Origin of the sequence: Pseudomonas sp. IT-93MI4 (assembly GCF_949767635.1) — a bacterium.
GTDB lineage: Bacteria > Pseudomonadota > Gammaproteobacteria > Pseudomonadales > Pseudomonadaceae > Aquipseudomonas > Aquipseudomonas putida_A.
Genome location: NZ_CATKPP010000054.1, coordinates 39904 through 63011, shown reverse-complemented (window position 1 = coordinate 63011; position 23108 = coordinate 39904). Strand labels below are relative to the sequence as shown.

The following is a 23108-nucleotide window of genomic DNA, read 5'->3' as shown; positions in this document are numbered from 1 at the left end:
GAAGCCGGTGCGCTGCACCAAAGCGACACATAAAACGTGCCTTTCATCGGGTCATTTCGACCCTCATGAAATCAAGCACTTGGCGCGGTGGCCAGCAGTTGGCCAGTTGCAAAATGCAAGATCGACCCTCCTGAGCACTGCAATTTGCAAGTCGACGCCGGTTTGCATTCATCGCTGATGACAGTGAGAATGCCCGACATCCACCCTACACCCGCCAGGAGGCTTTCATGGGTTCTTTACGCGCTCGCGCGACAATCGGTCTGCTCGTTGCCGGCCTGTCTACCCTCGCCCACGCGGCCAAACTCGAAGACGTCGCGCCGTATCCCAAGGCGGAAAACGGCTTCACCCGCCAAGTCATCTACCTGCCCAAACAGGATCAGGAGGAGAACTTCCAGGTTGAAGTGCTCGCCGGCAAAACCCTGGAAGTCGACTGCAATCGCCAGCGCCTGGGCGGCGCTCTGGACGAGAAAAACCTCGAAGGCTGGGGCTACCCGTTCTACCGACTGGAAAAAGTCATCGGCCCGATGAGCACCCTGATGGCCTGCCCACCCGGCACCGCGAAGAAACGCGCCTTTGTCCCGGTTGTCGGTGACGGCTTCATGCTGCGCTACAACAGCAAGCTGCCACTGGTGATCTACGCCCCGAAAGATGTAGAGGTGCGCTATCGCATCTGGTCGGCTTCGGACAAGGTCGGCACTGCTATTGCGGAATGACCTGAACAGGGAGCGCCAAACGTGATTACCTGCCATGTGCGATACGTGATCGATCCGTACCAACTGACCGAATTCGAGGCCTACGCCAAGGCCTGGCTGGGCATCGTCGAGCGCTTGGGCGGCACGCATCACGGCTATTTCCTGCCCTCCGAGGGCGCGAGCAACATCGCTTATTGCCTGTTCAGCTTTCCCTCGCTGGCCGATTACGAAAGCTACCGGCACATCGCGCTGACCGACCCGGAAAGCACGGCGCTGGTGGAATCACTGGTGCAGAAGAAATTCATCGTCAGCTACGAGCGCAGTTTCCTGCGCCCATTGCTGCCCTGAGCGGTATCACGCCGGGACGCCGCACATCGCGGCGCGCTCGGCGACATGGCGCAGGCTGTCGAAGTTGATATTCGCGCCGGAGTCGATCGCGACGAAGGTTTGCCCGCGAACACCGCTGCGCGCCACGTATTGCTTGATGCCGGCCACCGCCAATGCCCCGGAAGGCTCGGTGATCGAGCGGGTATCGTCGTAGATATTCTTGATCGCCGCGCACAGCTCGTCATTGCTGACGGTGACCACCTCGTCCACGCAGAACCGGCACACCTCAAAACCATAAGCGCCGATCTGCGCCACCGCCACGCCATCGGCGAACGTTCCGACACTGGGCAACACAACGCGCGCATCCGCTTGCAGCGCCGCCTTCAGGCAGGCCGAATGCTCCGATTCGACACCGATGATCCGTACCTCCGGTCGCAGGTATTTGACGTACGCCGCGATGCCGGCGATCAGCCCGCCCCCACCGACCGGAACGAAGATCGCATCCAGCGAGCCCTGATGCTGACGGAGGATTTCCATGGCCACCGTACCTTGGCCGGCGATCACATCCGGGTCGTCGAATGGAGAGACAAAGGTGCGCCCGGTTTGCTCGGCCAGTTGCAGCGCATGGGCCAGGGCAAACGGAAAACTCTCGCCGTGCAGCAGCGCCTCGGCGCCCCGACTTCGCACCCCAAACACCTTGAGTTCGGGCGTGGTCGAGGGCATGACGATGGTCGCCGCGATCCCCAGCTCCCGCGCTGCCAGCGCCACGCCTTGGGCATGATTGCCCGCCGAAGCGGTGATCACCCCGCGTGCTTTCTGCGCATCGCTCAATTGCACCAGCTTGTTGTAGGCGCCACGGATCTTGAAGGAGAACGTCGGTTGCAGGTCTTCGCGCTTGAGCAGGACCCGGTTGCCCAGCGCCTCGGACAGCGCCGGCGCAGCTTGCAACGGCGTGCGCACAGCAATGTCGTAGACCGGCGCGGCGAGGATCCTTTTCACGTACTGCTCAAGCAGGGTTTGTTGGTCGGGGCTGTGCGGCATGGTCGTCTCCTGACGTTTTGATCAGAACCCCGGAGACAGAAAATAAAAACCCGCCTCTAGGGCGGGTTGGGTGCTGCAGTCGTGAGCTAGCCCGCCAAATGAGGAATGGCGGTAATAATGCTTGGCTGGCAGCGCAATACGGTGGAAGTCATAGGCCTGAAATTAGCCCGGCGGCGGCCGGCGAGTCAATGGCTTATTTGCGGACGCCAAGGTAGGCTGGCGATTCTGCTCATCACCCCAAGGAAGGAATACATGATGCCTGTCGCCCTGCCCCTCACGGCGTTGATTGCGTTTACTGGCTACACCGTGTCGGTGATGCTCCAGGCCGAACAGTCGTTGATCGACTTCGGTATCAGCCTGATGTCGCGTCCGGACACAGCGCAGGTGGTGATTGATCTGTATCTGCTGGCGACGCTGGCCGGGGTATGGATGGTCAAGGACGCCCGCTCGCGAGGGATGTCGGTCTGGTCGGTGGTGCCGTATCTGTTGCTGACGGCGGTGTTTGTGTCGATTGGGCCGTTGTTGTATCTGGTGGTGCGTGGGGTTCGGGAGCGCAGGAACGTGACTGTGGCAGATCCGGCGAGCTGATCCTGAGCCTCCGGTGCTGCTGAAATTGCTTTCGCGAGCAAGCCCGCTCCCACAAGGGATTTGTGTCAGGCACAGATCCCGTGCCAGCCCGCGATCCACTGTGGGGGCTGGCTTGCCAGCGAAGGCGTCGGCAAGCCACCACAGATCACTTGGCCAACCGCCGCAACCCAAACAACATCCCCCCCGCCCCCAACAACATCACCAGCAGAAACACCGGGTATGAAATCCACCACGGCGTGCCCGCCGTCATCATGCTGAATTCCGACATCCCGCCAATGCTCGCAATCAGGTTCAACGGCAGAAACACCACGTTGATCAACGTCAACTTGCGCAGCAGGTTGTTCATGCTGTTGTTCATCAGATTGCCGCGCGCATCGATCAGCCCCGAGAACACCGTGGAGTAGATCTCCGCCTGCTTGTAGCACTGGTTATTCTCGATGATCAGGTCGTCGATCAGCCCGATCGCCTCGCTGCCGAAATGCTGTTTTTCCGCATGATTGCGCAGCCGCGTCAGCACCGCGCCGTTGCTGTGCAGGGCATTGATGTAATAGATCAGGCTTTCGCTGAGATTAAACATCTGCACTAGATGCTGGTTCTGCATCGAGGCGTTGAATTTCTGTTGCAGCTCGCGGGCAACCAGTTTGATCACCTTCAGATGGCCGAGGTAGTGATGGATGTTGTTGAACAGCAAATCGAGCAACACATCCAGCGGTGCATTGAGCGGTTGGCGTGTGCCGATGCCGTGCAGCGGCGTGTCGTCGGTGGCGATCACCAGCAGTTGCCCGGGCGCAAACAGCAGGCCACAGGACGACACTTCAAACGCCAGGCTGCCACCGCCGGAATAGTTTTCCGGACGTTTCCAGATCAGGAACAAATGATCCGGGTGAAACTCGATTCGCGAGACCTCGTCCGGGTCCAGCGCCGAGGCCAGCGCGTGTTCGTCGACCTTGTAGTGGCTGTGCAGCAAATCGCGCTCGGCAGCATCGGGATTGCTGAACAGCATCACCTCGGCGTCCAGCCGCTCGACCCGCTGAAGCGCGCCATGACTCAATGCGAAACTGCTGATCATCGGCGCGTCACCAGGCCTGGCCGCGACGTTTGAGCTCCAGCCGTCGCACGAACTCTTCCAGCACCAGTGAATACAGATCGTCCTGCAAGTAGGCGTCTTCGATACCGGCATCGAGGTTGGGGTTGTCGTTGACCTCGATTACTACCACTTTGTCGCCGGCCTGTTTCAGGTCCACGCCGTAGAGGCCATCGCCGATCAGGTTGGCGGTCTTGACCGCCAGTTCCACCACCGCTCGCGGCGCCTCGTGCACGGCCAGGGTGCGACACTCGCCGTTGATGTCCTGGCCCTTGGCTTTGTGGTTGTAGATTTGCCAGTGACCCTTGGACATGAAGTACTGGCAGGCGAAGATCGGTTTGCGGTTGAGCACGCCGATGCGCCAGTCGTACTCGGTGTAGAAAAACTCCTGAGCAAGCAGCAACACCGAGTGCTCGAACAGTTCGGCGGTGGCTTCGAGCAACGCCTGCTGGCTTTCGACCTTGATCACTCCGCGAGAAAAACAGCCGTCGGGGATCTTCAGCACCAGCGGAAAACCGAGGCGTTCGCCGACCCGCTCGAAGTCTTCCGGTCGTTCCTTGTAGAGAATTTCGGTGGCGGGCATGCCCAGTTGGTGGCTGTTGAGCAGGTCGGTCAGATACACCTTGTTGGTGCAGCGCAGGATCGACGTCGGATCATCCATGACCACCAGCCCTTCGCTTTCGGCTTTTTTTGCAAAGCGATAGGTGTGGTTGTCGACGCTGGTGGTCTCGCGGATCAGCAAGCCGTCGTACTCGGCGATCCGCGCATAATCCCTGCGCTCGATCAGTTCGACGTCGATGCCCATGCGTTTGCCGACCCGCACGAAGTTTTCCAGCGCCTTGGCGTTGGATGGCGGCAAGGCTTCCTGCGGATCGTGCAGGATCGCCAGGTCGTAACGCGCCACTTGTGGCGAGCGTGGCGCCCGCCAGACTTTACGGCTGAAGCCGTCCAGCGCATTGGCGAACTGGTCTTCCTGATCGTCACGCAACTTGTGCAGCGCGCCGGACTTTATGCCTTCGATGTGCCAACCGTTAGTTCGCCGAAACTCAACTAACAGGATTGGACAAGGAAACACTTCAAACAACTGTCGAGCCAGATCCTGCAGCGGCTCGATATGAGTCTTGCCGAAGTAAAGAGTCAAGGTGAAACCTTCGGTATCGCTGTACAGATGATGACTGAGGGCTTTTTCCAGGGTTTTATCGAGATCGTCCAGCGCCAGACCGTAAAGCGATTTTTTCGTCAGTTCGCTGATGGTGCGCACCGATGGAATCACCTTGTGGCCGCGGGCTTCAGCCAGCAGCGAGCAGTAGTAACCGTGCCCGAGGTATTTGTAGCTGCGGCACAGGTTGATCACCTGCACGCGCTTGCCCGGCTCGCTGTCACGGGTTTGCTCGAGGTATTCCTGAGCTGTGACGATGTCCTCGCTGGGAAAGTACGAGGCCCAGTCTTCCTTGCGTTCGACGATAATCAACACTTGACTGGAAGTTCTGATGGCTGGATTAAAAAAAGTTGCCGCCGGCAAACTTTGCTCGGATACTTCGCGCCAATGACCCTGTACCGCTGACATAGAGATTGATCCGTTGGAGAACAAGACCATTTCTATTAAGCACGAAGTTTTTCGAAAGTCCCGTTTCGTTACGCAACTTTTACGGTGGTCATATGAATGCTGTTTTTCGTTTGGCGGTAGTTGAAGATCTGCCAGCGCTGCTGGCCCTGGAAATGCAATGTTTCACCACCGACCGGCTCACCAGCCGCAGCTTTCAATGGATGATCACTCGCGCCCACGCGCAATTGCTGGTGGCCGAGCTTGACGGTCGATTGCTCGGCTACGCACTGGTGCTGTTTCATCGCGGCACCTCGCTGGCGCGCCTGTACTCGATCGCCATTGCTGGCGAGGCTCGCGGCAGCGGTTTGGGCAAACAGTTGCTACAACGTATCGAGGCCTGCGCCGTCGAGCATGACTGCGCATACCTGCGCCTTGAAGTGCGTATCGACAACCCCACCGCCATCGCGCTTTACGAGCGCAACGGCTACCGACGCTTTGCGTTGATTCACGATTACTACGAAGACCACGCCGATGCGTTGCGTCTGGAAAAGCGCATTGTTCAGCACCGTGACTCGCGCAACATCAAGGTGCCCTATTACCCGCAAACCACTGAATTTACCTGTGGCCCGGCTTGCCTGCTGATGGCCATGGGCGCGCTGCAACCTGAGCGCTTGCTGGAGCGGCGTGAGGAATTGCAGATCTGGCGTGAAGCGACCACGGTGTTCATGACCTCCGGCCATGGTGGCTGCAGCCCCCAGGGCTTGGCACTGGCGGCCTGGCGACGGGGTTTTAAGGTGCGTTTGCAGCTGAGTATGGCCGGACCATTGTTCCTCGATGGCGTGCGCGATGAGCATAAAAAAGACGTCATGCGCCTGGTGCACGAGGAGTTCACTGCGCAAATGCACGAAACCGACATCGATCGGCAGATTGGCACCCACCTGGATTTGCCGAAGTTGTTACAGGCTGGCGGACAGCCTCTGGTGCTGATCAGCAGCTATCGCCTCACCCGTTCCAAGTCACCGCACTGGGTGGTGGTCACCGATTGCGATGAAGACTTTGTGTATCTGCACGATCCGGATGTCGATCACAGCCAGCATCGTCAGCCGATGGACTGCCAGCATGTGCCGGTCAGCCATGGCGAGTTTGAGAAGATGAGCCGGTTTGGGCGTGGGAAATTGCGCGCGGCGGTGGTTTTGTATGCCCGGAATGAAATCTCTGGCTGACCCGTTGTAGTGAGGGGATTTAGCGAAACGTCGCACCGCCCCGATGGCGCGAAGCGGGCCCTCCTGAATTTTTAAGGGCCTGCTGCACAGGCCATCGGGGATAAATCCCCTCACTACAGTTGAAACTCAGTGTCTGAAGTGAAGTTATTTCAGACCGATTTTGTACAACGAACCATCCTGCTCATCCGTCAGCACATACAGATACCCGTCCGGCCCCTGCCGTACATCGCGAATTCGTTGTTTCAAGTCGCCCAGCAAACGCTCCTCGTGCACCACCTTGTCCCCGTCAAACTGCAAACGAATGAGCTCCTGACTAACCAGCGCGCCGATAAACAGGTTCTGCTGCCAAGGCTTGAAGCGGTCAGCGTCATAGAACGCCATTCCGCTGACACCGGGTGATTTTTCCCAGACATGGTGTGGGTCAACCGCGCCCTCGACGCTCTTGCCCTTGGCTTCCGGGATCGGTTGCAGCGAGTAGTTGATGCCGTGGGTCGCCAGCGGCCAACCGTAGTTCTTGCCGCGCTCAATGATGTTCACCTCATCGCCGCCACGGGGGCCGTGTTCGTTTTCCCAGATAGTTCCATTCCACGGATTGAGCGCCGCGCCCTGCGGATTGCGCTGGCCGTACGACCAGATTTCCGGACGCACGCCGGACTGGCCCACGAACGGGTTGTCATCCGGCACCTTGCCGTCGGGGAAGATCCGCACGACCTTGCCCTGCAGCTTGTCGAGATCCTGCGCGGTCGGTCGGTCGTTGTTTTCGCCCAGGGTGATGAACAGATAACCGTCGCGGTCGAACACCAGTCGTGAGCCGAAGTGGTTGCCGGTCGAGAGTTTCGGCTCCTGACGGAAGATCACCTTGAAATCGCTGATCGTCTTCAGGTCATCCGACAGCCGCCCACGCCCCACCGCCGTACCGGCCTTGTCCCCGGCACCACCGCCCTCGGCGTAGGACAGATAGACCAGACGATCCTGTTTGAAGTCCGGCGACAGCACCACGTCGAGCAAACCGCCCTGGCCCTTGGCCCAGACCTTCGGCACGCCACTGATGGGCTCGGAACGCTTGCCGTCGGCTGTAATCAGCCGCAGGGCTCCCGGGCGCTCGGTCACCAGCATGCCCTGACGATCCGGCAGAAACGCCAGCGCCCAAGGGTGCTGGAGGCCTTGAGTAATCGTGGTGACTTCAAGGGTGCCCTGCTCGCTTTGCAGCTCTTGGGGGGCAGCGGCGAAAGCTGGAGCGCTGATCAGCGCGCCGGCGCACAGCGTGGCTAGAAGGGTTTTACGCAACATGCACGATTCCTTTTGTTCATTTCAAAGGCTGACAGGGACGCAGTCCCGCCGTTCAACGGTTGCTGTCTCCATCGCGTGGCGGTGGGTTGGGGATGAATTTGGGCGGCGTACTCGGCACCGAGCGTTGCTGCTGACCATTGCCAATCCCGCCGTTACCAACGGTGGGCGTACTGGGCGCCGGCACGGTATTCGGCCCGCGAATCGCCGGCGCGCTGGGCTGCGTGCCCTGCATGCTGTTGGGATTGGCCCGGCGGATCGGGCTGTTGTAGGGATTGTTGTTGGTGCCGGTGGGACTTTGCGCCAGCAATAGCGGCGCGGACGGTGCCGCGACGCCGGCATGCGCCAGACCGGCCCCAAGGAGCAGAACGATAATGCCTGGCAGTATTCGGTTCATGGGGTGGCCTCTCGATGCACAGGTGATAGAGCCTTCGAGTCCACGCTACGCCCCGGGTTCGGATTTGTTAACCCGTAGCCCTTAAACAAGATGTAACACGGCTTGACCGGCAACGCCGCGCGCCACGCAAATGCCGGAAACTTTCGCACTGCGCCACAGGTCACCTGATCATCACTTGGAGAACTCACCATGGCTCGGGCAATCTGGAAAGGCGCGATCAGTTTCGGACTGGTACACATCCCTGTCGCGCTGGTGTCGGCAACCTCTTCGCACGGCGTGGACTTTGACTGGCTCGATAGCCGCAGCATGGATCCGGTGGGCTACAAACGGGTGAACAAGGTCACCGGCAAGGAAGTCACCAAGGAGCACATCGTCAAAGGTGTGGCCTATGAAAAAGGTCGCTACGTGGTGCTCAGCGAGGAAGAGATCCGCTCGGCGCACCCGGTGTCGACGCAGACCATCGACATTTTCTCCTTCGTCGATGCCGAGCAGATCCCGCTGCAGAACATCGACACACCCTACTATCTCGCACCTGACAAGCGCGGCGGCAAGGTCTACGCGTTGCTGCGTGAAACATTGAGCAAAACCAACAAGGTCGCCCTCGCCCGTGTCGTCCTGCACACTCGGCAATATCTGGCAGCACTGATGCCGCTGGAATCGGCGCTGGTGCTGGTCAAACTGCGCTGGCCGCAGGAAGTCCGCGGCCTTGATGAGCTGGAGCTGGGCAGCGAAGTGACCAAACCGCAACTGGCCAAGGGCGAGTTGGACATGGCTAAACGTCTGGTGCAGGACATGAGCGGCGACTGGAGCCCGGAGGACTACAAGGACGAGTTTGAAGACAAGATCATGGCCCTGGTCGAGAAAAAGGCTCATGAAGGCAAGATCGAGGATGTCGAGACCGTGGGCGGCGAGGAAGAACGCAAAACTGCGGATGTTATCGATTTGACCGAGTTGCTCAAGCGCAGCCTGGGTGGCAAAGCGCCGGCCAAGGCCAAGTCGAAAGCCAAGCCTGCCAGTAAGGCTGCGCCGGCGAGGAAGACCAAAAAGGCTTCTGGGGAATAGTCAGAACCGGTTCCTGTCAGCAAGCTGACAGGTTGGCTTTGAGAGACTCATCGCTCCCACAGTTGAAATGCGTTCTTTCCTGAACTCACATTCCACTGTAGGAGCCAGCCTGCTGGCGATGGCATAAACAGGCGCGATACACCGGTCAGATCAAAATGAAGATCGCCAGCAAACCGCCGAAAATCGCCCACTTCTCCATGTAGTAACGCGCACGATTACGCTTTTTCAGCTCTTTACCACGCAGGCGAACCTTGTAGATTTTGGTAAACAGGCGATTGATCCCACCGGTGCGGTCACCGGCGTCATTCGGCGCACCCGCCGCGGACATCACGGTACGGCTGAACCAGCTGTTGAACGCCGCCGCCCAGCGATATTTCATCGGGCGCTCGATGTCGCAGAACAGGATGATGCGGTTCTTGTCGGTGGTGTTTTCGGCGTAGTGGATGTAAGTCTCATCAAACATCACCGCTTCGCCGTCGCGCCAGTGGTAGCTCTCGCCGTCGACATTGATGTAGCAACCGGCGTCGTTCGGCGTGTCGAGACCCAGGTGGTAGCGGTACGAACCGGCATACGGGTCACGGTGGCGAACCAGTTTCGACCCCGGTGGCAGCTCGGCGAACATCGCCGCCTTGATCGAGCCGATGCTCTGCACCAGCTCAGTGGTGCGCGGGCACAGCTTCATCGCCGACGGATGGCTCTCGCCGTACCATTTCAAGTAGAAACGCTTCCATCCACTTTTGAAGAACGAATTGAAACCGACGTCATCGTACTGATTCGAGCGCTTGATCTCACCGGCGCGCAGCAGGTTCTGCCCTTCCTGGCGAATTTCTTCCCAATGCGCCTGCAACGGGCTCAGGTCCGGAAACTCGGACGGATCGAGATACGGTTTGTTCGGCTTCTTCGAAAACAGGTAAAGGAAGCAGTTGATCGGGGCCAGAAACGTCGAGTGATCGCTCAGTTGACGGCCCAGTTTGTGACGCACACGTCCACGAAGGTGAACGTATGCAATCGAAATGACATAAATAGCGGCAATGATGAGTTTCACGGAAATCGTCACACGTCAAAAGTGAACAAACTGCGCGCCTGCCGGCCGGAGGCCCAGGGTCTGATGCAGTGGCATGAATACAAATACTATCCCGGTGGCACTTCCTTGAGCCCATGCCGTTAGCGGCTATTGGGTAATCGGATGGCATTTTAGCCATACTTTGTAACCAATAGTGAACCTGATCTGTGAAAAACTGTCCGCTGAATCTGCCAAACAGCAGGCGCGACGTCATCGCCCTATCGTTTAAAGAGCCAGACCAGTACAATCGCCGCCAAACTTTACGCGCCCCCCTTGGTTGATGACGGGACTGTCCCGCTTCAGCGCACTTTGACTCGGGCCAAGCGCTCCAGCCGCACCCTCGCTACTCAGAATGCTTCGCAGGAAAAACCTTTGATTTCTACAGCTAACATCACGATGCAGTTCGGCGCCAAGCCGCTCTTCGAAAACGTTTCGGTCAAATTCGGCGCGGGTAACCGCTACGGCCTGATCGGCGCCAACGGTTGCGGCAAGTCGACCTTCATGAAAATCCTCGGCGGCGACCTCGATCCGTCCGGCGGTCAGGTCATGCTTGAGCCGAACGTGCGTCTGGGTAAATTGCGCCAGGACCAGTTCGCCTACGAAGAGTTCACCGTGATCGATACTGTGATCATGGGTCACGAAGAGCTGTGGAAGGTCAAGGCCGAGCGCGATCGCATCTACTCGCTGGCGGAAATGAGCGAAGAAGACGGCATGGCTGTGGCCGAGCTGGAAACCGAGTTCGCCGAGATGGACGGCTACACCGCCGAATCCCGCGCCGGTGAACTGCTGCTGGGTCTGGGTATTCCGCTGGAACAGCATTTCGGCCCGATGAGCGAAGTCTCGCCAGGCTGGAAACTGCGCGTATTGCTGGCGCAGGCGCTGTTCTCCGATCCGGAAGTGCTGTTGCTCGACGAACCGACCAACCACCTGGACATCAACACCATTCGCTGGCTGGAAAACGTTCTGACCCAGCGTAACAGCCTGATGATCATCATCTCTCACGACCGTCACTTCCTGAACAGCGTGTGCACGCACATGGCTGACCTGGATTACGGCGAGCTGCGCCTGTTCCCGGGCAACTACGACGAGTACATGACCGTGGCGACCCAGTCCCGCGAACAACTGCTGTCGGACAACGCCAAGAAGAAAGCGCAGATTTCCGAGCTGCAATCGTTCGTCAGCCGCTTCTCGGCCAACGCCTCGAAAGCCAAACAGGCCACTTCCCGCGCCAAGGCGATCGACAAGATCCAGCTGGCCGAGGTCAAGCCGTCCAGCCGCGTCAGCCCGTTCATCCGCTTCGAGCAGAACAAAAAGCTGCACCGTCAGGCGGTCATGGTCGAAAAAATGGCCAAAGGCTTCGACGGCAAGCCACTGTTCAAAGACTTCAGCTTCCAGGTTGAAGCGGGCGAGCGCGTAGCGATCATCGGCCCGAACGGTATCGGCAAAACCACCCTGCTGCGTACCCTGGTCAACGAACTGACCCCGGATGCCGGTAGCGTCAAGTGGACCGACGCCGCGGAACTGGGCTACTACGCTCAGGACCATGCGCACGACTTTGAAGACGACGTGACGCTGTTCGACTGGATGGGTCAGTGGACTCAGGGCGAGCAGATGATTCGCGGCACTCTGGGCCGCATGCTGTTCTCCAACGACGAGATCCTCAAGTCGGTCAAAGTGATTTCCGGTGGTGAGCAAGGTCGCATGCTGTTCGGCAAGCTGATCCTGCAAAAGCCGAACGTGCTGATCATGGACGAACCGACCAACCACTTGGACATGGAATCGATCGAGGCGCTGAACCTGGCGCTGGAAAACTACCCGGGCACGCTGATCTTCGTCAGCCACGACCGTGAGTTCGTATCGTCCCTGGCGACGCGCATCATCGAGCTGAGCGCCAACGGCGTGACTGACTTCAGCGGCACTTACGATGACTACCTGCGTAGTCAGGGTGTGGTGTTCTAAGAGCAGCTTCGAGTATTGAGCTGCTAGCTGCAAGATAAAAGCCCCGTCCTTGTGACGGGGCTTTTTGCATTTCAAGGGATAGTGATTTTGTGCTGCAAAGCCCTTCGCGAGCAGGCTCGCTCCCACAGGAAACGCATTCCAAATGTGGGAGCGAGCCTGCTCGCGAAGAGGCCCTCGAAAACACCACCGCCTCCAGGAAAAATAGTTAGCCTGCTTCCTTTTATTCCAGCGCCCAGCCATGATGCCCACTCTCCCACCGCCGCCCGCGAACGAGTCCACATGTCTGCGCAGCAACCGCCTCCGCAAAGCTCCCTGGCGATCACCCTGCAGATCGTCTCCATCGTGTTCTACACCTTTGTCGCCTTCCTGTGCATCGGCCTGCCGATCGCGGTGCTGCCCGGTTATGTGCATGAGCAGCTGGGTTTCAGCGCCATTATTGCGGGGCTGGTCATCGGCTCGCAGTATCTGGCCACCCTGCTCAGTCGGCCGATGGCCGGACGCATGTCGGATACGCTGGGTACCAAACGGGCGATTGTTTTTGGCTTGTCGGGGATTGTGCTCAGCGGGCTGCTGACGCTGATCTCAACGCTGTTGCAGGGCTTTCCGTTGCCGAGCCTGATCATTCTGATCATCGGTCGACTGCTGCTCGGCGTCGCACAGGGCTTGATCGGCGTCGGTACCATCAGTTGGTGCATGGGCCAGGTCGGTGTCGAACACACGGCGAGGTCGATCGGCTGGAACGGCATTGCCTCCTATGGCGCAATAGCGATTGGCGCACCGCTGGGCGTGGTGATGGTCGCCGACTACGGCTTTGCCAGCCTGGGTATCGCCTTGTCGATATTGGCCGCGGGCGCCCTGGTGTTGATCCGCAATAAACCCTCGGTGCCGGTGGTACGCGGTGAACGGCTGCCTTTTTGGGCGGTGTTCGGGCGGATTGCACCGTATGGGGCCAGTTTGACTCTGGCGTCGATCGGTTACGGCACGCTGACCACCTTCATCACCCTTTATTACCTCAACCGTGGCTGGAGCGGCGCGGCGTATTGCCTGACGGTGTTCGGCGTATGTTTCATCCTGTCGCGGCTGCTGTTCATTTCGGCGATCAGCCGCTTTGGCGGTTTCAATTCGGCGATCGCCTGCATGACCATCGAGACCGTCGGCCTGGTGTTGCTGTGGCTGGCGCCCTCTACCGCATTCGCCCTGATTGGCGCGGGACTGGCCGGGTTTGGCTTGTCGCTGGTGTATCCGGCGCTGGGGGTCGAGGCGATCAAGCAGGTGCCCAGCTCCAGCCGTGGCTCGGGGTTGGGGGCTTATGCGGTGTTCTTTGATCTGGCGCTGGCGATTGCCGGGCCGTTGATGGGTGCGGTGGCGTTGAATCTGGGGTATGCGTGGATTTTCTTCATTGCGGCGCTGTTGTCGGTGATCGGGCTGGGGTTGACCTTGCTACTCAAGCGCCACTCGACATCCTGAAATTTCGTACAAATCACTGTGGGAGCGGGCTTGCTCGCGAAGGCGGTGGGTCAGTCAAAATATAGAGTGACTGATCTATCGCATTCGCGAGCAAGCCCGCTCCCACAGGGGGAATTGAGTCGTTTATTGATCCGCGGTCTGCATCCCCGCCCGGCTCGGCTTGCCCAGCGTGCGCGAGAAGAACTGCCCGGCCTCGGAGATCAGGTTGCGGTGAATGTCTTCGCGATCCACGCCGTCGGCGTCGGTGCACAACGCCGGCATGGCGCGGATCTGCTCTTCGTTGCACGGCGCCATGAATACGAAGTGCCCTGCCCCGGCCAATAACTTGAAGTCCGGCGCGGTCGGCAGTTTGCGCGCCAGAGCCGCGGCGTTTTTGTCGAAGGCCACCAGTTTGTCGCCATCGCCGCTGTACAGCAGCACCGGCACATGCACATCCGCCAGGGTGCTACGGCCGAATTTCAGGCTCAGCGGCGCCATCAGCAGCAAGGCATGCACGCGCGAATCGGCCACTGGCTGCAAATCGTCGCGGTCGACGATCAGTTCACCCTGGGTGTTGCAGGCATCATGGTCGTCAGGGCGTTCCTGGCAGTAGCGGCGCAGACGATCCAGATCCGGCTGCGCGCCGGAGAGAATCAACGCGGTTTCGCCACCGGCCGAATAACCAATGACCCCGACCTGATCAGCGTTGACGAACGGCGAGAGCATCGGGTCGCCGAGGGTCGCGGTGATCGCTTCGGAAATCTGGATCGGCCGCCCATACAGATTGCTCAGGGTGCCGAGGCGGCTGTGGTCTTTGGAGTTGTCGCCGGGATGAATCACCGCGACCACCACAAAGCCCTTGCGTGCCAGCGAGGTGGCGAGGTCATGCAGCGCCAGCGGCGTTCCGGTGTTGCCGTGAGACAGCATCAGCATCGGAAAACGACCGATGGCCACCTTGGTGTCAGCGCCGGCCTCGACGGTGTAACCCTCAAGCAGGCTGCTATGTTCACGGTCGCTGGAAGGATAGAAGGCGATGGCGCGCATCGGTTGCAGATCCAGCGGATCGAGGAATGTCATTTCGTGGTAACCGACACTCCAGACAGGGTGTCGCCCAGGCGCGGCATGCACTGAACCGAGGCTGCCGAGCAGGCAAATCAGTAACGTTGCACAAAGACGCATCATGGGATGGCCCACCCTGTGTTACTCAATCGAAAGATCCTTTGTGTTCCGACACGCCCCAAACCCTGAGGTTCGGAGATCCGGCGCAACGGTGCACTCAGACGTTGATCGTTTGACTGCATAACCCGGGCCAGATTATGCAACAGTCAGAAACAAAAAACTCCGCATCTGGCCCTTGCAGAACCAGAATACAGAGTTTTTTGAGGGGCTACCTGAACGGCAGCTGGTCTTTACGCAATGCTTACGCGGCGGCAAACAATTGCTCGCTGATCTTCGCCTGAGCAGCACTCATCGCGTTGTTGCGCACTTCATCACCGTAGGCCAGACCTTCGGCACGGACGATTTCGATGTCGGAGATGCCGAGGAAGCCCAGTACCAGCTTCAGATATTCCTCGTGAGCAATGCCGCTCGCCTGACCGGCATGGATGCCGCCGGAGGTGGAGACGATCACCACTTTCTTGCCACCGCACAGGCCTTCAGGGCCGGCTTCGGTGTAACGGAAAGTCTGGCCGGCAACGGCGACGCGGTCGATCCAGGCCTTGAGCTGGGTCGGCACGGTGAAGTTGTACATCGGCGCGGCAATGACGATGGCGTCGGCAGCGATGAATTCAGCCAGGGTCGAGGCGCTCAGTTCGGCTTCGTGCTGTTGTGCGGCGTCGCGCAGTTCAGCGGTGGTACCGGCAGCCACCAGGGTGGTCGACGAGAAGTGACTGATGGCGTCGGCGGCCAGGTCACGGTAGGTGACCACGGCGGTTGGCTCGGCGGCTTGCCAGGCTTTGACGACTTGGCTGCTCAACTGACGGGAAGCGGAGTTGTCGCCCAGAATGCTCGAATCGATGTGCAGCAGTTTCATGTGGAATCTCCTGTAAAGAATCGCCGGCGGCGACGGAATGGAGACAATCCTACGGAAGAAACCAATAGCTGATTAGCCGCCGACAATGCGATAGTTCGTCCCACTGATAGAACGGTGGACTTTTCATGCAGGATCTCAATGATCTCTACTATTTCGCCAAGGTGGTCGAGGCCGGTGGCTTCGCCGCAGCCGGGCGTTTGCTAGGCATTCCCAAGTCCCGCCTGTCACGACGCATCGCCGAACTCGAAGAGCGCCTCGGCGCCCGTCTGCTGCAACGCACCACGCGCCAGTTGAACCTGACCGCGGTTGGCGAGCGCTACTTGCGTCACTGTCAGGCGATGTTGCTGGAAGCGGAGATGGCCGACGAAGCGGTCGCCAGCATGTCCAGCGAGCCACGTGGCCGCCTGCGCGTATCCTGTCCTACCGGTCTGGCGCGGGAAATGTTGCCGTGGGTGATCAGCGAATTCCTCGGCAAATTCCCTCAGGTGCAACTGGAGGTCGTGCTGCTCAATCGCCGGGTGGATCTGGTGGCCGAAGGCTTCGACGTGGCCCTGCGTGTACGCGAGTTGGGCGATGAAGATCCCTTGCTGGTCACCCGGCGTCTGCGCCAGGCACAAATGGTCGTGGTGGCCAGCCCGGCTTTTGTCGAGGGCAAAACCATCACTCATCCGCAGGACTTGAAGAACCTGCCGGTGCTCGGCGCGCTGGAGGCCGATCGCATGGTGCATGTGCGCTTGCTGGACGAGCAAGGCAACAGCGTCGAACTGAACATGGAGGCGCGGCTGGGCATCGATGACTTCATCGTGCGCAAGGCCTGTGTGCTCGCCGGCCAGGGTTTTACCCTGCTGCCGATGATGTATTGCGAAGCCGACCTTGAGAGCGGCGCGCTGGTGCAATTGCTGCCCGAGTGGTCGTTGCCCGGCGGCTGGTTGCAGGCGGTGTATCCGCATCGACGCGGGGTGATGCCGGCGGTGCGGGCATGGATCGATCATCTGGTCGAATCGTTCAATGCGTGCGGGGAGCGGTTGTTATGAAACAGGGAAAGATGAACGAAGCGGATTTCGCCGCCTTCTGCCTGGCCTTGCCGGGCGCGCGGGAGGATTACAAATGGGGCGGCGTGCGGGTGTTCTCGATTGCCGGCAACAAGATGTTTGCCCTGCAAGGGCTGCGCGGCGATTCACTGGCGTTCAAGGTCGACAAGGACCTGTTTCTCGGCCATTGCGACCGCCCGGGTATTCACCCTGCGCCTTATCTGGCGCGGGCGCAGTGGATCATCATGCACCCGCCCTACCCGCTGGGCGCGGAGGAATTACGCGGGTTGCTGACACGGTCGCATCAGTTGGTGGTGAGCAAGTTGCCGAAGAAAACCCAAATCGGATTACTGCTCTAGCTTTTTGATTTTGGTGGGAGCGGGCTTGCTCGCGAAAGCGGTGTGTCAGACAACATATTCGTCCATTGGCACACCGCTTTCGTCGGAACGCCGCCCGGAGCAAGCCCGCTCCCACATGGGTCATGTGTGAAGCTTAAATATGTGAAAGCAGGTTCGAACCGAGAAACAACTGGTCGATCCAGAACACCTGATGCAGCGCCACAATCACCCAGAACAGAATCTGAAACGACACCTTGCGCGTCTTGTGCCGGAATACCTGTTGGGCGATCAGCGCGCCGGGCCAGCCGCCAGCCAGTTCCAGCGCGTGCAGGATGTTCTCCGGTGTGCGCCACGCATCGGCGCGGGCCTTGCGCTTGTCTGCCCAGTACATGAAAAACGCCAGCACGCTGACCGCGCCATAAGCGGTCAACGGCACCAGCGAGATGCCGCGCAGCCACATCGACAGCGAGCCGAACAGCGGCAGCGCGCAGACGATCAGCAGCACCGCCAGTTTCAGTTTCAGATGCTGAATGCCGCCACCGGACGGGCGTCCGTCCGGGCGGCGCGCGCGGGAATCACTCATGGCTTGGCCGCCGACCAGTCGACCCAGCCGAACTGCCAGGTCGCCAGAATCACCAGACCGAAAACAATCCGGTACCAGGCGAATGCCGCATAGCTGTGGCTGGCGATGAACTTGAGCAGACCGCGCACGGCGATCATGGCGAAGATGAACGCGGTGATGAAACCGATGGCGAACACCGGGAAGTCCGCCGGCACAAACAGATGGCGATACTTGTAACCGGAGTACACCGCCGCACCGACCATGGTCGGCATGGCCAGGAAGAACGAGAACTCGGTCGCAGTCTTGCGCGACAGGCCAAACAGCAGGCCGCCGATGATCGTCGAGCCCGAACGCGAGGTACCGGGGATCATCGCCAGACACTGGGCGAAACCGACTTTCAGCGCGTCCTTCCAGGTGATCTCGTCCACGGTTTCGGCGTGCACCTCATGCTGGCGACGCTCGGCCCACAGCATGATCACACCGCCCACCACCAGCGCGGTCGCGACAGTGATCGGATTGAACAGGTATTGGTGAATCAGGTCGGCAAAAATCACCCCCAGCACCACCGCCGGCAGAAACGCGATCAGCAGGTTGGCGGTAAAACGCCGCGCACTCGGCTGGGTCGGCAAGCCGATCACCACGTCGAGAATCTTGCGACGAAACTCCCAGACCACCGCGAGGATCGCGCCGAGCTGAATAATGATGTTGAACGCCATGGCCCGTTCGCCGCCGAAGTCGAGCAAGTCGGCAACAATGATCTGGTGTCCGGTACTGGAAATGGGCAAAAACTCCGTCAGCCCCTCTACAACTCCAAGAATCAGTGCCTGCAAGGCGGTCCAAAGATCCATCAGTCCCCCAAAGAGCGATGCACAACGGCATGCCCCGATAGTATTTTTTTACGTTCACTGCGATCAGCGTAGCTGTTTGTTGCTGTACCGATTCCGCGCACACAGCATCCACACGAAACGGTCAAAATTCCGTGAAATATCAATTTGGATTCAGGTTTTCACGCGCGGGGCCGAAATCCTAACAGACAAGCCTTAATAGTGCTGCGGCGTTATTCGACTTGGGTCGCGTATGCCTGACCACCCAAACGTGGTTGGATGCTGGCGTTGATTTATTACAAGAAAAAGAAATCGGAGTGACAGCGTTATGAACAGCTTGCGCAGTGTGTCGATCAGCCGACGCTTGTGGCTCATTTTGATTGTGGCGGTGGTCATGTTGTTGACCTTGGGCGTGTTGATGCTCAAGCAGATCCACGATGACCTGTACCACGCCAAGGCGCAGAAAACCCAGCATGTGGTGCAGACCGCCAGTGGCCTGCTGAGTTACTACCACGACCTGGAAACCGCCGGCACCCTGACCCGCGACGCCGCGCAGAAACAGGCGTTGACCGCCATTCGTGGCCTACGCTACGACCAGAGCGATTACTTCTGGATCAACGACCTCACCCCCGTGATGGTCATGCACCCGACCAACCCCAAACTCGAAGGCCAGAACCTCTCGGCGATCCGTGATCCGGATGGTTTCGCGGTGTTCAACGAGATGGTTGCGATCGCCAAAAGCAAAGGCGCGGGCATGGTCGATTACCGCTGGCCCAAGCCCGGCGCCAGTGAACCGGTGGCGAAAACTTCCTATGTAAAACTGTTCGAACCGTGGGGCTGGGTGCTCGGTTCGGGCGTTTACGTCGATGATGTGCAGAGCGAGTTCCGGGGGCAGTTGATCAAGGCTTCGGTGATTGGTTTGGTGATCGCCGTGATCATGGCCCTGCTGGTGATTTTGATTGCCCGCAGCATCGTCCGTCCGTTGCAGGAAACCGTGAACGCCATGGCCAACATCGCCAGCGGCGAGAGCGACCTGACCCGTAGCCTCGACACCCACGGTCAGGACGAAGTCACGCAACTGGCGCATCACTTCAACGCCTTCACCGCCAAGTTGCGCCGGGTCATCGGTGACCTGCAGGTTTCGGCCAGTGCGCTGGGTCAGTCGTCCAGTGAACTGGGCAACGATGCGACTCAGGCCCAGCAGCGCAGCCAACAGCAATCGCAGCAGATGGAACTGGTCGCAACCGCAATCAACGAAGTGACCTACGGCGTGCAGGATGTGGCGAAGAACGCCGAACATGCTGCCGCTGAAATGCGCGATGCCGAAGCTCAGGCACAGCAGGGCCAGATCAACATCGACGGCAGTCTGCAACAGATCGACAAGTTATCCGGAACCATTGACCAAGCGGTCGAAGTGATTCGCACCCTGGCGGCCGAAAGCACGCAGATCGGCAGTGTGCTGGAGGTGATCCGTTCGATTGCCGAGCAAACCAACCTGCTGGCGCTCAACGCGGCCATCGAAGCGGCCCGCGCCGGGGAACAGGGCCGGGGCTTTGCGGTGGTGGCTGATGAAGTACGGTTGCTGGCGCAGCGCACGCAAAAGTCGACGGCGGAAATCCAGAGCATGATCGAACGCCTGCAGAATCATTCCGAAGCGGCGGTGAAAGTCATTGGCGACAGCAGCAAGGCCTCGCAACTGACCATCGAACAGGCCGGCCTCGCCGGTGCCAGCCTTAACGCGATCGGCCAGGCCCTGCGCAATCTCAACGGCCTGAATGCCTCGATTGCCAGCGCCACACTGCAACAGGCGCATGTGGTCGAGGACATCAACCAGAACGTCACGCAGGCCGCCGGTCTGTCGCACAGTACGGCGCTGGCGGCGGAGCAGTCGAGTGTGGCGAGCATAAAGCTTGGACAGTTGAGCGAGCAGTTGAACCAGTTGCTGCGCCAGTTCCGCGTCTGACCCCTCACCCTTGTGGGAGCGAGCCTGCTCGCGAAGGCTTAATGTCAGTCAACATCTGCGTTGCTGACATACCGCTTTCGCGAGCAGGCTCGCTCCCACAGGGTTATTCGTCATTCAAGGTTTTTGGGTACAATTGCGCCCCTTCTTGCACTCCCCCAAGGAACCCCCATGTCCGGGCTTGAACTGTTTGCCGCCGCCCTCGGTGTGATCGCCGTCTGGCTGACGGTCAAACAGAATCCGTGGTGCTGGCCGATCGGCCTGGTCATGGTGTTGCTGTACAGCTGGATTTTCTATGACGTGAAGCTGTACTCGGACATGTTGCTGCAAGTGATTTACGCCGCGCTGCAAGTCTACGGCTGGTGGCAATGGACCCGCGCCGGGACGATGCAAGACGGCCGTGAAGTCACGCGTCTGGATCGGCGCTCGATCCTGCTCGGTCTGAGTATCGGGGCACTGGGCAGCCTGCTACTCGGCGCGGCCATGGCGCACTGGACCGACGCGGCGCAGCCGTGGCTCGATGCCGCGCTGACGGCGTTCAGCCTGGTTGCGCAATTGTGGATGGCGCAGAAACGCCTGCAATGCTGGGCGCTGTGGTTCGTGCTGGATGTGATTTTCGTCGGTCTGTTCCTGTACAAGGGTCTGTACCTCACCGCCGCGCTGTATGCCCTGTTCACCCTGATTGCTGTGCAAGGCTGGCGCGAATGGCGCGCCGATCCGGCGTTGCAGCGATGAAGGTAGTTGTCCTCACCGGCCCGGAATCCACCGGCAAGAGCTGGCTGGCCGCTGGCCTTCAGGCGCGCTTCGGCGGCCTGCGGGTGGACGAATACGTGCGCTGGTTCATCGAGCAGAATCCACGCGATACCTGCCTCAACGACATCCCCAACATCGCCCGTGGGCAGCTGCAATGGGAAGATCAGGCGCGGGCGCAGCAACCGCAATTGCTGATTCTCGATACCCATTTGCTGAGCAACATCCTCTGGAGCCAGACCCTGTTTGGCGACTGCCCGGCGTGGCTGGAACCCGAGCTGCTGGCCCGGCATTACGACCTGCATCTGCTGTTGTCGCCGGAGCAGATCGACTGGACCGACGACGACCAACGCTGCCAGCCGCAACTCAGCGAACGCATGGCGTTCTTTCAGGCCACGCGCGACTGGCTGGAACAACAACGGCAACCGCTGCAGATCATTCAGGGCGATTGGGATGAGCGGCGGTCTCAGGCTTTCGAAGCCGTGGCGCGTTTGATGGCTGATTGACCTGGCAAACAGCTCCTTTCGGAGCCCAAGTGTCCATTCCTGAAACACCCGACCCCGCGCAAAGCAGCCATTTAAATGGCCTTCATCATTCTGAAAGGGTATCTGTTACGCCGGTGAAACAGTCCCCGGCAAACCCTTGTTCCAGAGCTTTGCACCGCCCCTGCCCCCGCCGCTGTCGGCGTGACTGTTTCAGCGCTGAAACAGGTTATGTATCAAGATTGCGTGCCGCAGCGCCAACCCGTTGAAAACAATAGACAACTCAAAAGCGGCACAGCTTTCGCTCTCTCCTTCCCAACGCTGACAAGAGCCAGCCCACTGAAGAAGGAATTGCCGCCGTGGGGAATATCAATAAAGGCCTGACCTGCCTTCTGCTGATTGGATCAGCCGCCAGCACATTCATCAGTTTCAACGTTCAGGCCGAAGGCAATGGCGTGATCGTTCTCAACCGCGACGTTCAGCCCATTCCTATCGGGCGCAGCGGTGGCAAAGACCCCTACCCAACCACGGTCAATGCCAACCCTTCGGCTCGCATCAATCAGGCGATGACCAGCACCGAACTCAATGACGGTGAATTTGCCAGTGTAGCCAGTGGCGCTTCGATTCGCGGCAATATCACCACGCCCACCGCCAACATGCCTGGCATGAACACCCTGACCAATCCCAACGGCCTGCCCGGCATGGGCGGCGGTCACGGCGGTGGCGCGGGCGGCTCGATTTCCAACACCGTCAACCGTGCGATGAGTTCCGGTCTTGCTCCGCTGACCCGCATGGCCGGAGGGCAATGAGATGAATCGTTCCCTTCTTTTACTTGCCCTTTTCGGCTGCGTCCAGGCGATGGCCGCCCCCGACTCGGTCAATAACGCGAACATTCAGGACACCGGCGTCCAGTACCGCGGCAACTACAACGTCAACCAGGCTGCTGGCGACCAGATGCAACAAACCAATACCAAAGCCATCGCCATTGGCACCTCGGCCAGTGCTACCACCAACGTCCGGCAGCACATCGATACACCGGCCAACCCTTCAACGAACGCCAGCGCCACCATTGGCGGCAACTCTTTCAGTAATGGCAACGGAATCCTGGGCGTGAACCAGGGCGCCGGGGCCAACAACCAGATGGCCAACGTGACGCGCGTCAGCATCAGTGCTGCCCCGCAAAGCGTTGACGACAGCGCCCTGTCGCAACAGAACGTGGCGCTTTTACCGAGCTCAGGAGCAACTGGCACCTCACCCGGCAGTCGCCAGGTCACGACAAGTGATCAGGCCTTCACCGGCAGCCGAGGGGTGATTCAGGTGAACCAGAGTGCCGGGGTGGGGAACCGTATGGCTAACACCCTGAGCATCCGGGTCGCTGACTGACCCAAACAACAAAAGCAGTGCAATTAGAAAG

The 23108-nt window shown here is 59.6% G+C and carries 23 protein-coding genes and 1 pseudogene; 14 read left to right on the top strand and 10 right to left on the bottom strand.

Annotated features, from left to right (window positions below; translation table 11 throughout):
* The first annotated feature begins 227 nt into the window (after nt 1-227).
* Nucleotides 228-713, top strand: a complete 486-nt coding sequence (gene eco / locus ACM6I7_RS19450; protein ID WP_096796565.1) for a serine protease inhibitor ecotin — start codon at nt 228-230, stop codon at nt 711-713.
* A 21-nt stretch (nt 714-734) separates the two neighbouring features.
* Nucleotides 735-1040, top strand: a complete 306-nt coding sequence (locus tag ACM6I7_RS19445; protein WP_003225174.1) for an NIPSNAP family protein — start codon at nt 735-737, stop codon at nt 1038-1040.
* A 24-nt stretch (nt 1041-1064) separates the two neighbouring features.
* Here the strand turns inward: ACM6I7_RS19445 and ilvA are convergent.
* Nucleotides 1065-2060: pseudogene (ilvA, locus tag ACM6I7_RS19440) on the bottom strand (threonine ammonia-lyase, biosynthetic); the annotation flags it as partial.
* A gap of 252 nt (nt 2061-2312) precedes the next feature.
* On the opposite strand from ilvA, the gene ACM6I7_RS19435 reads away from it, so the two are divergent.
* Entirely contained in the window at nt 2313-2648 is a 336-nt protein-coding gene (locus ACM6I7_RS19435) for a DUF2834 domain-containing protein (protein ID WP_414889077.1), read from the top strand.
* A 145-nt stretch (nt 2649-2793) separates the two neighbouring features.
* Here ACM6I7_RS19435 and ACM6I7_RS19430 read toward each other — a convergent pair whose 3' ends face one another.
* Nucleotides 2794-3717 carry a magnesium transporter CorA family protein gene (locus ACM6I7_RS19430; protein WP_047597123.1) on the bottom strand — a complete coding sequence of 308 codons (924 nt, stop codon included), beginning with the start codon at nt 3715-3717 and terminating at the stop codon, nt 2794-2796.
* Between the two features lie 7 nt (nt 3718-3724).
* Entirely contained in the window at nt 3725-5299 is a 1575-nt protein-coding gene (locus ACM6I7_RS19425; protein ID WP_414889076.1) for a RimK family protein, read from the bottom strand.
* Nucleotides 5300-5391: 92 nt separating this feature from the next.
* Here ACM6I7_RS19425 and rimI point away from each other — a divergent pair, with 92 nt between their 5' ends.
* Nucleotides 5392-6501 (top strand): ribosomal protein S18-alanine N-acetyltransferase, encoded by a 1110-nt coding sequence (gene rimI / locus ACM6I7_RS19420; protein WP_414889075.1) that lies wholly within the window; start codon nt 5392-5394, stop codon nt 6499-6501.
* A 144-nt stretch (nt 6502-6645) separates the two neighbouring features.
* On the opposite strand, the gene ACM6I7_RS19415 is transcribed toward rimI, so the two are convergent.
* Nucleotides 6646-7791, bottom strand: coding sequence for a PQQ-dependent sugar dehydrogenase (locus tag ACM6I7_RS19415; RefSeq protein WP_097087366.1), 1146 nt, complete (start codon nt 7789-7791; stop codon nt 6646-6648).
* Nucleotides 7792-7843: 52 nt separating this feature from the next.
* Entirely contained in the window at nt 7844-8185 is a 342-nt protein-coding gene (locus ACM6I7_RS19410; RefSeq protein WP_414889074.1) for a hypothetical protein, read from the bottom strand.
* A 189-nt stretch (nt 8186-8374) separates the two neighbouring features.
* Between ACM6I7_RS19410 and ACM6I7_RS19405 the strand changes: the two genes are divergently transcribed.
* A complete protein-coding gene (locus ACM6I7_RS19405) occupies nt 8375-9247 on the top strand; it encodes a Ku protein (protein ID WP_414889073.1) in 873 nt (290 codons plus the stop codon).
* A 145-nt stretch (nt 9248-9392) separates the two neighbouring features.
* Here ACM6I7_RS19405 and lpxO read toward each other — a convergent pair whose 3' ends face one another.
* A complete protein-coding gene (lpxO, locus tag ACM6I7_RS19400) occupies nt 9393-10292 on the bottom strand; it encodes a lipid A hydroxylase LpxO (protein WP_098968420.1) in 900 nt (299 codons plus the stop codon).
* A 390-nt stretch (nt 10293-10682) separates the two neighbouring features.
* Between lpxO and ACM6I7_RS19395 the strand changes: the two genes are divergently transcribed.
* A complete protein-coding gene (locus tag ACM6I7_RS19395) occupies nt 10683-12269 on the top strand; it encodes an ABC-F family ATPase (protein WP_027612713.1) in 1587 nt (528 codons plus the stop codon).
* A 279-nt stretch (nt 12270-12548) separates the two neighbouring features.
* Nucleotides 12549-13736 carry an MFS transporter gene (locus ACM6I7_RS19390; protein ID WP_414889072.1) on the top strand — a complete coding sequence of 396 codons (1188 nt, stop codon included), beginning with the start codon at nt 12549-12551 and terminating at the stop codon, nt 13734-13736.
* A 123-nt stretch (nt 13737-13859) separates the two neighbouring features.
* Here ACM6I7_RS19390 and ACM6I7_RS19385 read toward each other — a convergent pair whose 3' ends face one another.
* Both ACM6I7_RS19385 and ACM6I7_RS19380 read right to left on the bottom strand, forming a co-directional pair.
* The gene (locus ACM6I7_RS19385) at nt 13860-14897 is read right to left on the bottom strand and encodes an alpha/beta hydrolase family protein (RefSeq protein WP_027612711.1); all 1038 of its coding nucleotides are present in this window, start codon (nt 14895-14897) and stop codon (nt 13860-13862) included.
* A gap of 238 nt (nt 14898-15135) precedes the next feature.
* A complete protein-coding gene (locus ACM6I7_RS19380) occupies nt 15136-15747 on the bottom strand; it encodes an FMN-dependent NADH-azoreductase (RefSeq protein ID WP_183780030.1) in 612 nt (203 codons plus the stop codon).
* A gap of 125 nt (nt 15748-15872) precedes the next feature.
* Between ACM6I7_RS19380 and ACM6I7_RS19375 the strand changes: the two genes are divergently transcribed.
* Together ACM6I7_RS19375 and ACM6I7_RS19370 are read left to right on the top strand one after the other, a co-directional pair.
* A complete protein-coding gene (locus ACM6I7_RS19375) occupies nt 15873-16781 on the top strand; it encodes a LysR substrate-binding domain-containing protein (RefSeq protein WP_007964611.1) in 909 nt (302 codons plus the stop codon).
* Complete coding sequence (locus ACM6I7_RS19370; protein WP_414889071.1) at nt 16778-17137, top strand: MmcQ/YjbR family DNA-binding protein; 360 nt, start codon at nt 16778-16780, stop codon at nt 17135-17137. The genes ACM6I7_RS19375 and ACM6I7_RS19370 overlap by 4 nt, the downstream gene beginning before the upstream one ends.
* 133 nt (nt 17138-17270) lie before the next feature.
* Here the strand turns inward: ACM6I7_RS19370 and ACM6I7_RS19365 are convergent, their stop codons facing one another.
* Both ACM6I7_RS19365 and ACM6I7_RS19360 read right to left on the bottom strand, forming a co-directional pair.
* Complete coding sequence (locus ACM6I7_RS19365) at nt 17271-17699, bottom strand: DUF1294 domain-containing protein (RefSeq protein WP_183780036.1); 429 nt, start codon at nt 17697-17699, stop codon at nt 17271-17273.
* Nucleotides 17696-18526 (bottom strand): undecaprenyl-diphosphate phosphatase, encoded by an 831-nt coding sequence (locus ACM6I7_RS19360; RefSeq protein ID WP_027612707.1) that lies wholly within the window; start codon nt 18524-18526, stop codon nt 17696-17698. The genes ACM6I7_RS19365 and ACM6I7_RS19360 overlap by 4 nt, the downstream gene beginning before the upstream one ends.
* Nucleotides 18527-18830: 304 nt before the next feature.
* On the opposite strand from ACM6I7_RS19360, the gene ACM6I7_RS19355 reads away from it, so the two are divergent.
* The 5 genes from ACM6I7_RS19355 (at nt 18831) to ACM6I7_RS19335 (ending at nt 23077) form a co-directional block, all read left to right on the top strand.
* Nucleotides 18831-20465, top strand: coding sequence for a methyl-accepting chemotaxis protein (locus tag ACM6I7_RS19355; RefSeq protein ID WP_414889070.1), 1635 nt, complete (start codon nt 18831-18833; stop codon nt 20463-20465).
* Between the two features lie 168 nt (nt 20466-20633).
* Complete coding sequence (pnuC, locus tag ACM6I7_RS19350) at nt 20634-21197, top strand: nicotinamide riboside transporter PnuC (protein WP_027612705.1); 564 nt, start codon at nt 20634-20636, stop codon at nt 21195-21197.
* Nucleotides 21194-21718, top strand: coding sequence for an AAA family ATPase (locus ACM6I7_RS19345; protein WP_414889069.1), 525 nt, complete (start codon nt 21194-21196; stop codon nt 21716-21718). Before pnuC ends, ACM6I7_RS19345 begins: the two co-directional genes overlap by 4 nt.
* A gap of 335 nt (nt 21719-22053) precedes the next feature.
* Complete coding sequence (locus tag ACM6I7_RS19340) at nt 22054-22503, top strand: hypothetical protein (RefSeq protein ID WP_027612703.1); 450 nt, start codon at nt 22054-22056, stop codon at nt 22501-22503.
* Between the two features lies 1 nt (nt 22504).
* Nucleotides 22505-23077, top strand: a complete 573-nt coding sequence (locus ACM6I7_RS19335; protein WP_414889068.1) for an adhesin — start codon at nt 22505-22507, stop codon at nt 23075-23077.
* Nucleotides 23078-23108 lie beyond the last annotated feature (31 nt).

Bases quoted from the DNA above. Each gene is read 5' to 3' on its own strand.
- eco (WP_096796565.1), top strand. From the start codon at position 228: ATGGGTTCTTTACGCGCTCGCGCGACAATCGGTCTGCTCGTTGCCGGC.
- ACM6I7_RS19435 (WP_414889077.1), top strand. From the start codon at position 2,313: ATGATGCCTGTCGCCCTGCCCCTCACGGCGTTGATTGCGTTTACTGGC.
- ACM6I7_RS19430 (WP_047597123.1), bottom strand. From the start codon at position 3,717: ATGATCAGCAGTTTCGCATTGAGTCATGGCGCGCTTCAGCGGGTCGAG.
- ACM6I7_RS19425 (WP_414889076.1), bottom strand. From the start codon at position 5,299: ATGTCAGCGGTACAGGGTCATTGGCGCGAAGTATCCGAGCAAAGTTTG.
- rimI (WP_414889075.1), top strand. From the start codon at position 5,392: ATGAATGCTGTTTTTCGTTTGGCGGTAGTTGAAGATCTGCCAGCGCTG.
- ACM6I7_RS19415 (WP_097087366.1), bottom strand. From the start codon at position 7,791: ATGTTGCGTAAAACCCTTCTAGCCACGCTGTGCGCCGGCGCGCTGATC.
- ACM6I7_RS19410 (WP_414889074.1), bottom strand. From the start codon at position 8,185: ATGAACCGAATACTGCCAGGCATTATCGTTCTGCTCCTTGGGGCCGGT.
- ACM6I7_RS19405 (WP_414889073.1), top strand. From the start codon at position 8,375: ATGGCTCGGGCAATCTGGAAAGGCGCGATCAGTTTCGGACTGGTACAC.
- ACM6I7_RS19390 (WP_414889072.1), top strand. From the start codon at position 12,549: ATGTCTGCGCAGCAACCGCCTCCGCAAAGCTCCCTGGCGATCACCCTG.
- ACM6I7_RS19385 (WP_027612711.1), bottom strand. From the start codon at position 14,897: ATGATGCGTCTTTGTGCAACGTTACTGATTTGCCTGCTCGGCAGCCTC.
- ACM6I7_RS19380 (WP_183780030.1), bottom strand. From the start codon at position 15,747: ATGAAACTGCTGCACATCGATTCGAGCATTCTGGGCGACAACTCCGCT.
- ACM6I7_RS19375 (WP_007964611.1), top strand. From the start codon at position 15,873: ATGCAGGATCTCAATGATCTCTACTATTTCGCCAAGGTGGTCGAGGCC.
- ACM6I7_RS19370 (WP_414889071.1), top strand. From the start codon at position 16,778: ATGAAACAGGGAAAGATGAACGAAGCGGATTTCGCCGCCTTCTGCCTG.
- ACM6I7_RS19365 (WP_183780036.1), bottom strand. From the start codon at position 17,699: ATGAGTGATTCCCGCGCGCGCCGCCCGGACGGACGCCCGTCCGGTGGC.
- ACM6I7_RS19360 (WP_027612707.1), bottom strand. From the start codon at position 18,526: ATGGATCTTTGGACCGCCTTGCAGGCACTGATTCTTGGAGTTGTAGAG.
- ACM6I7_RS19355 (WP_414889070.1), top strand. From the start codon at position 18,831: ATGAACAGCTTGCGCAGTGTGTCGATCAGCCGACGCTTGTGGCTCATT.
- pnuC (WP_027612705.1), top strand. From the start codon at position 20,634: ATGTCCGGGCTTGAACTGTTTGCCGCCGCCCTCGGTGTGATCGCCGTC.
- ACM6I7_RS19345 (WP_414889069.1), top strand. From the start codon at position 21,194: ATGAAGGTAGTTGTCCTCACCGGCCCGGAATCCACCGGCAAGAGCTGG.
- ACM6I7_RS19335 (WP_414889068.1), top strand. From the start codon at position 22,505: ATGAATCGTTCCCTTCTTTTACTTGCCCTTTTCGGCTGCGTCCAGGCG.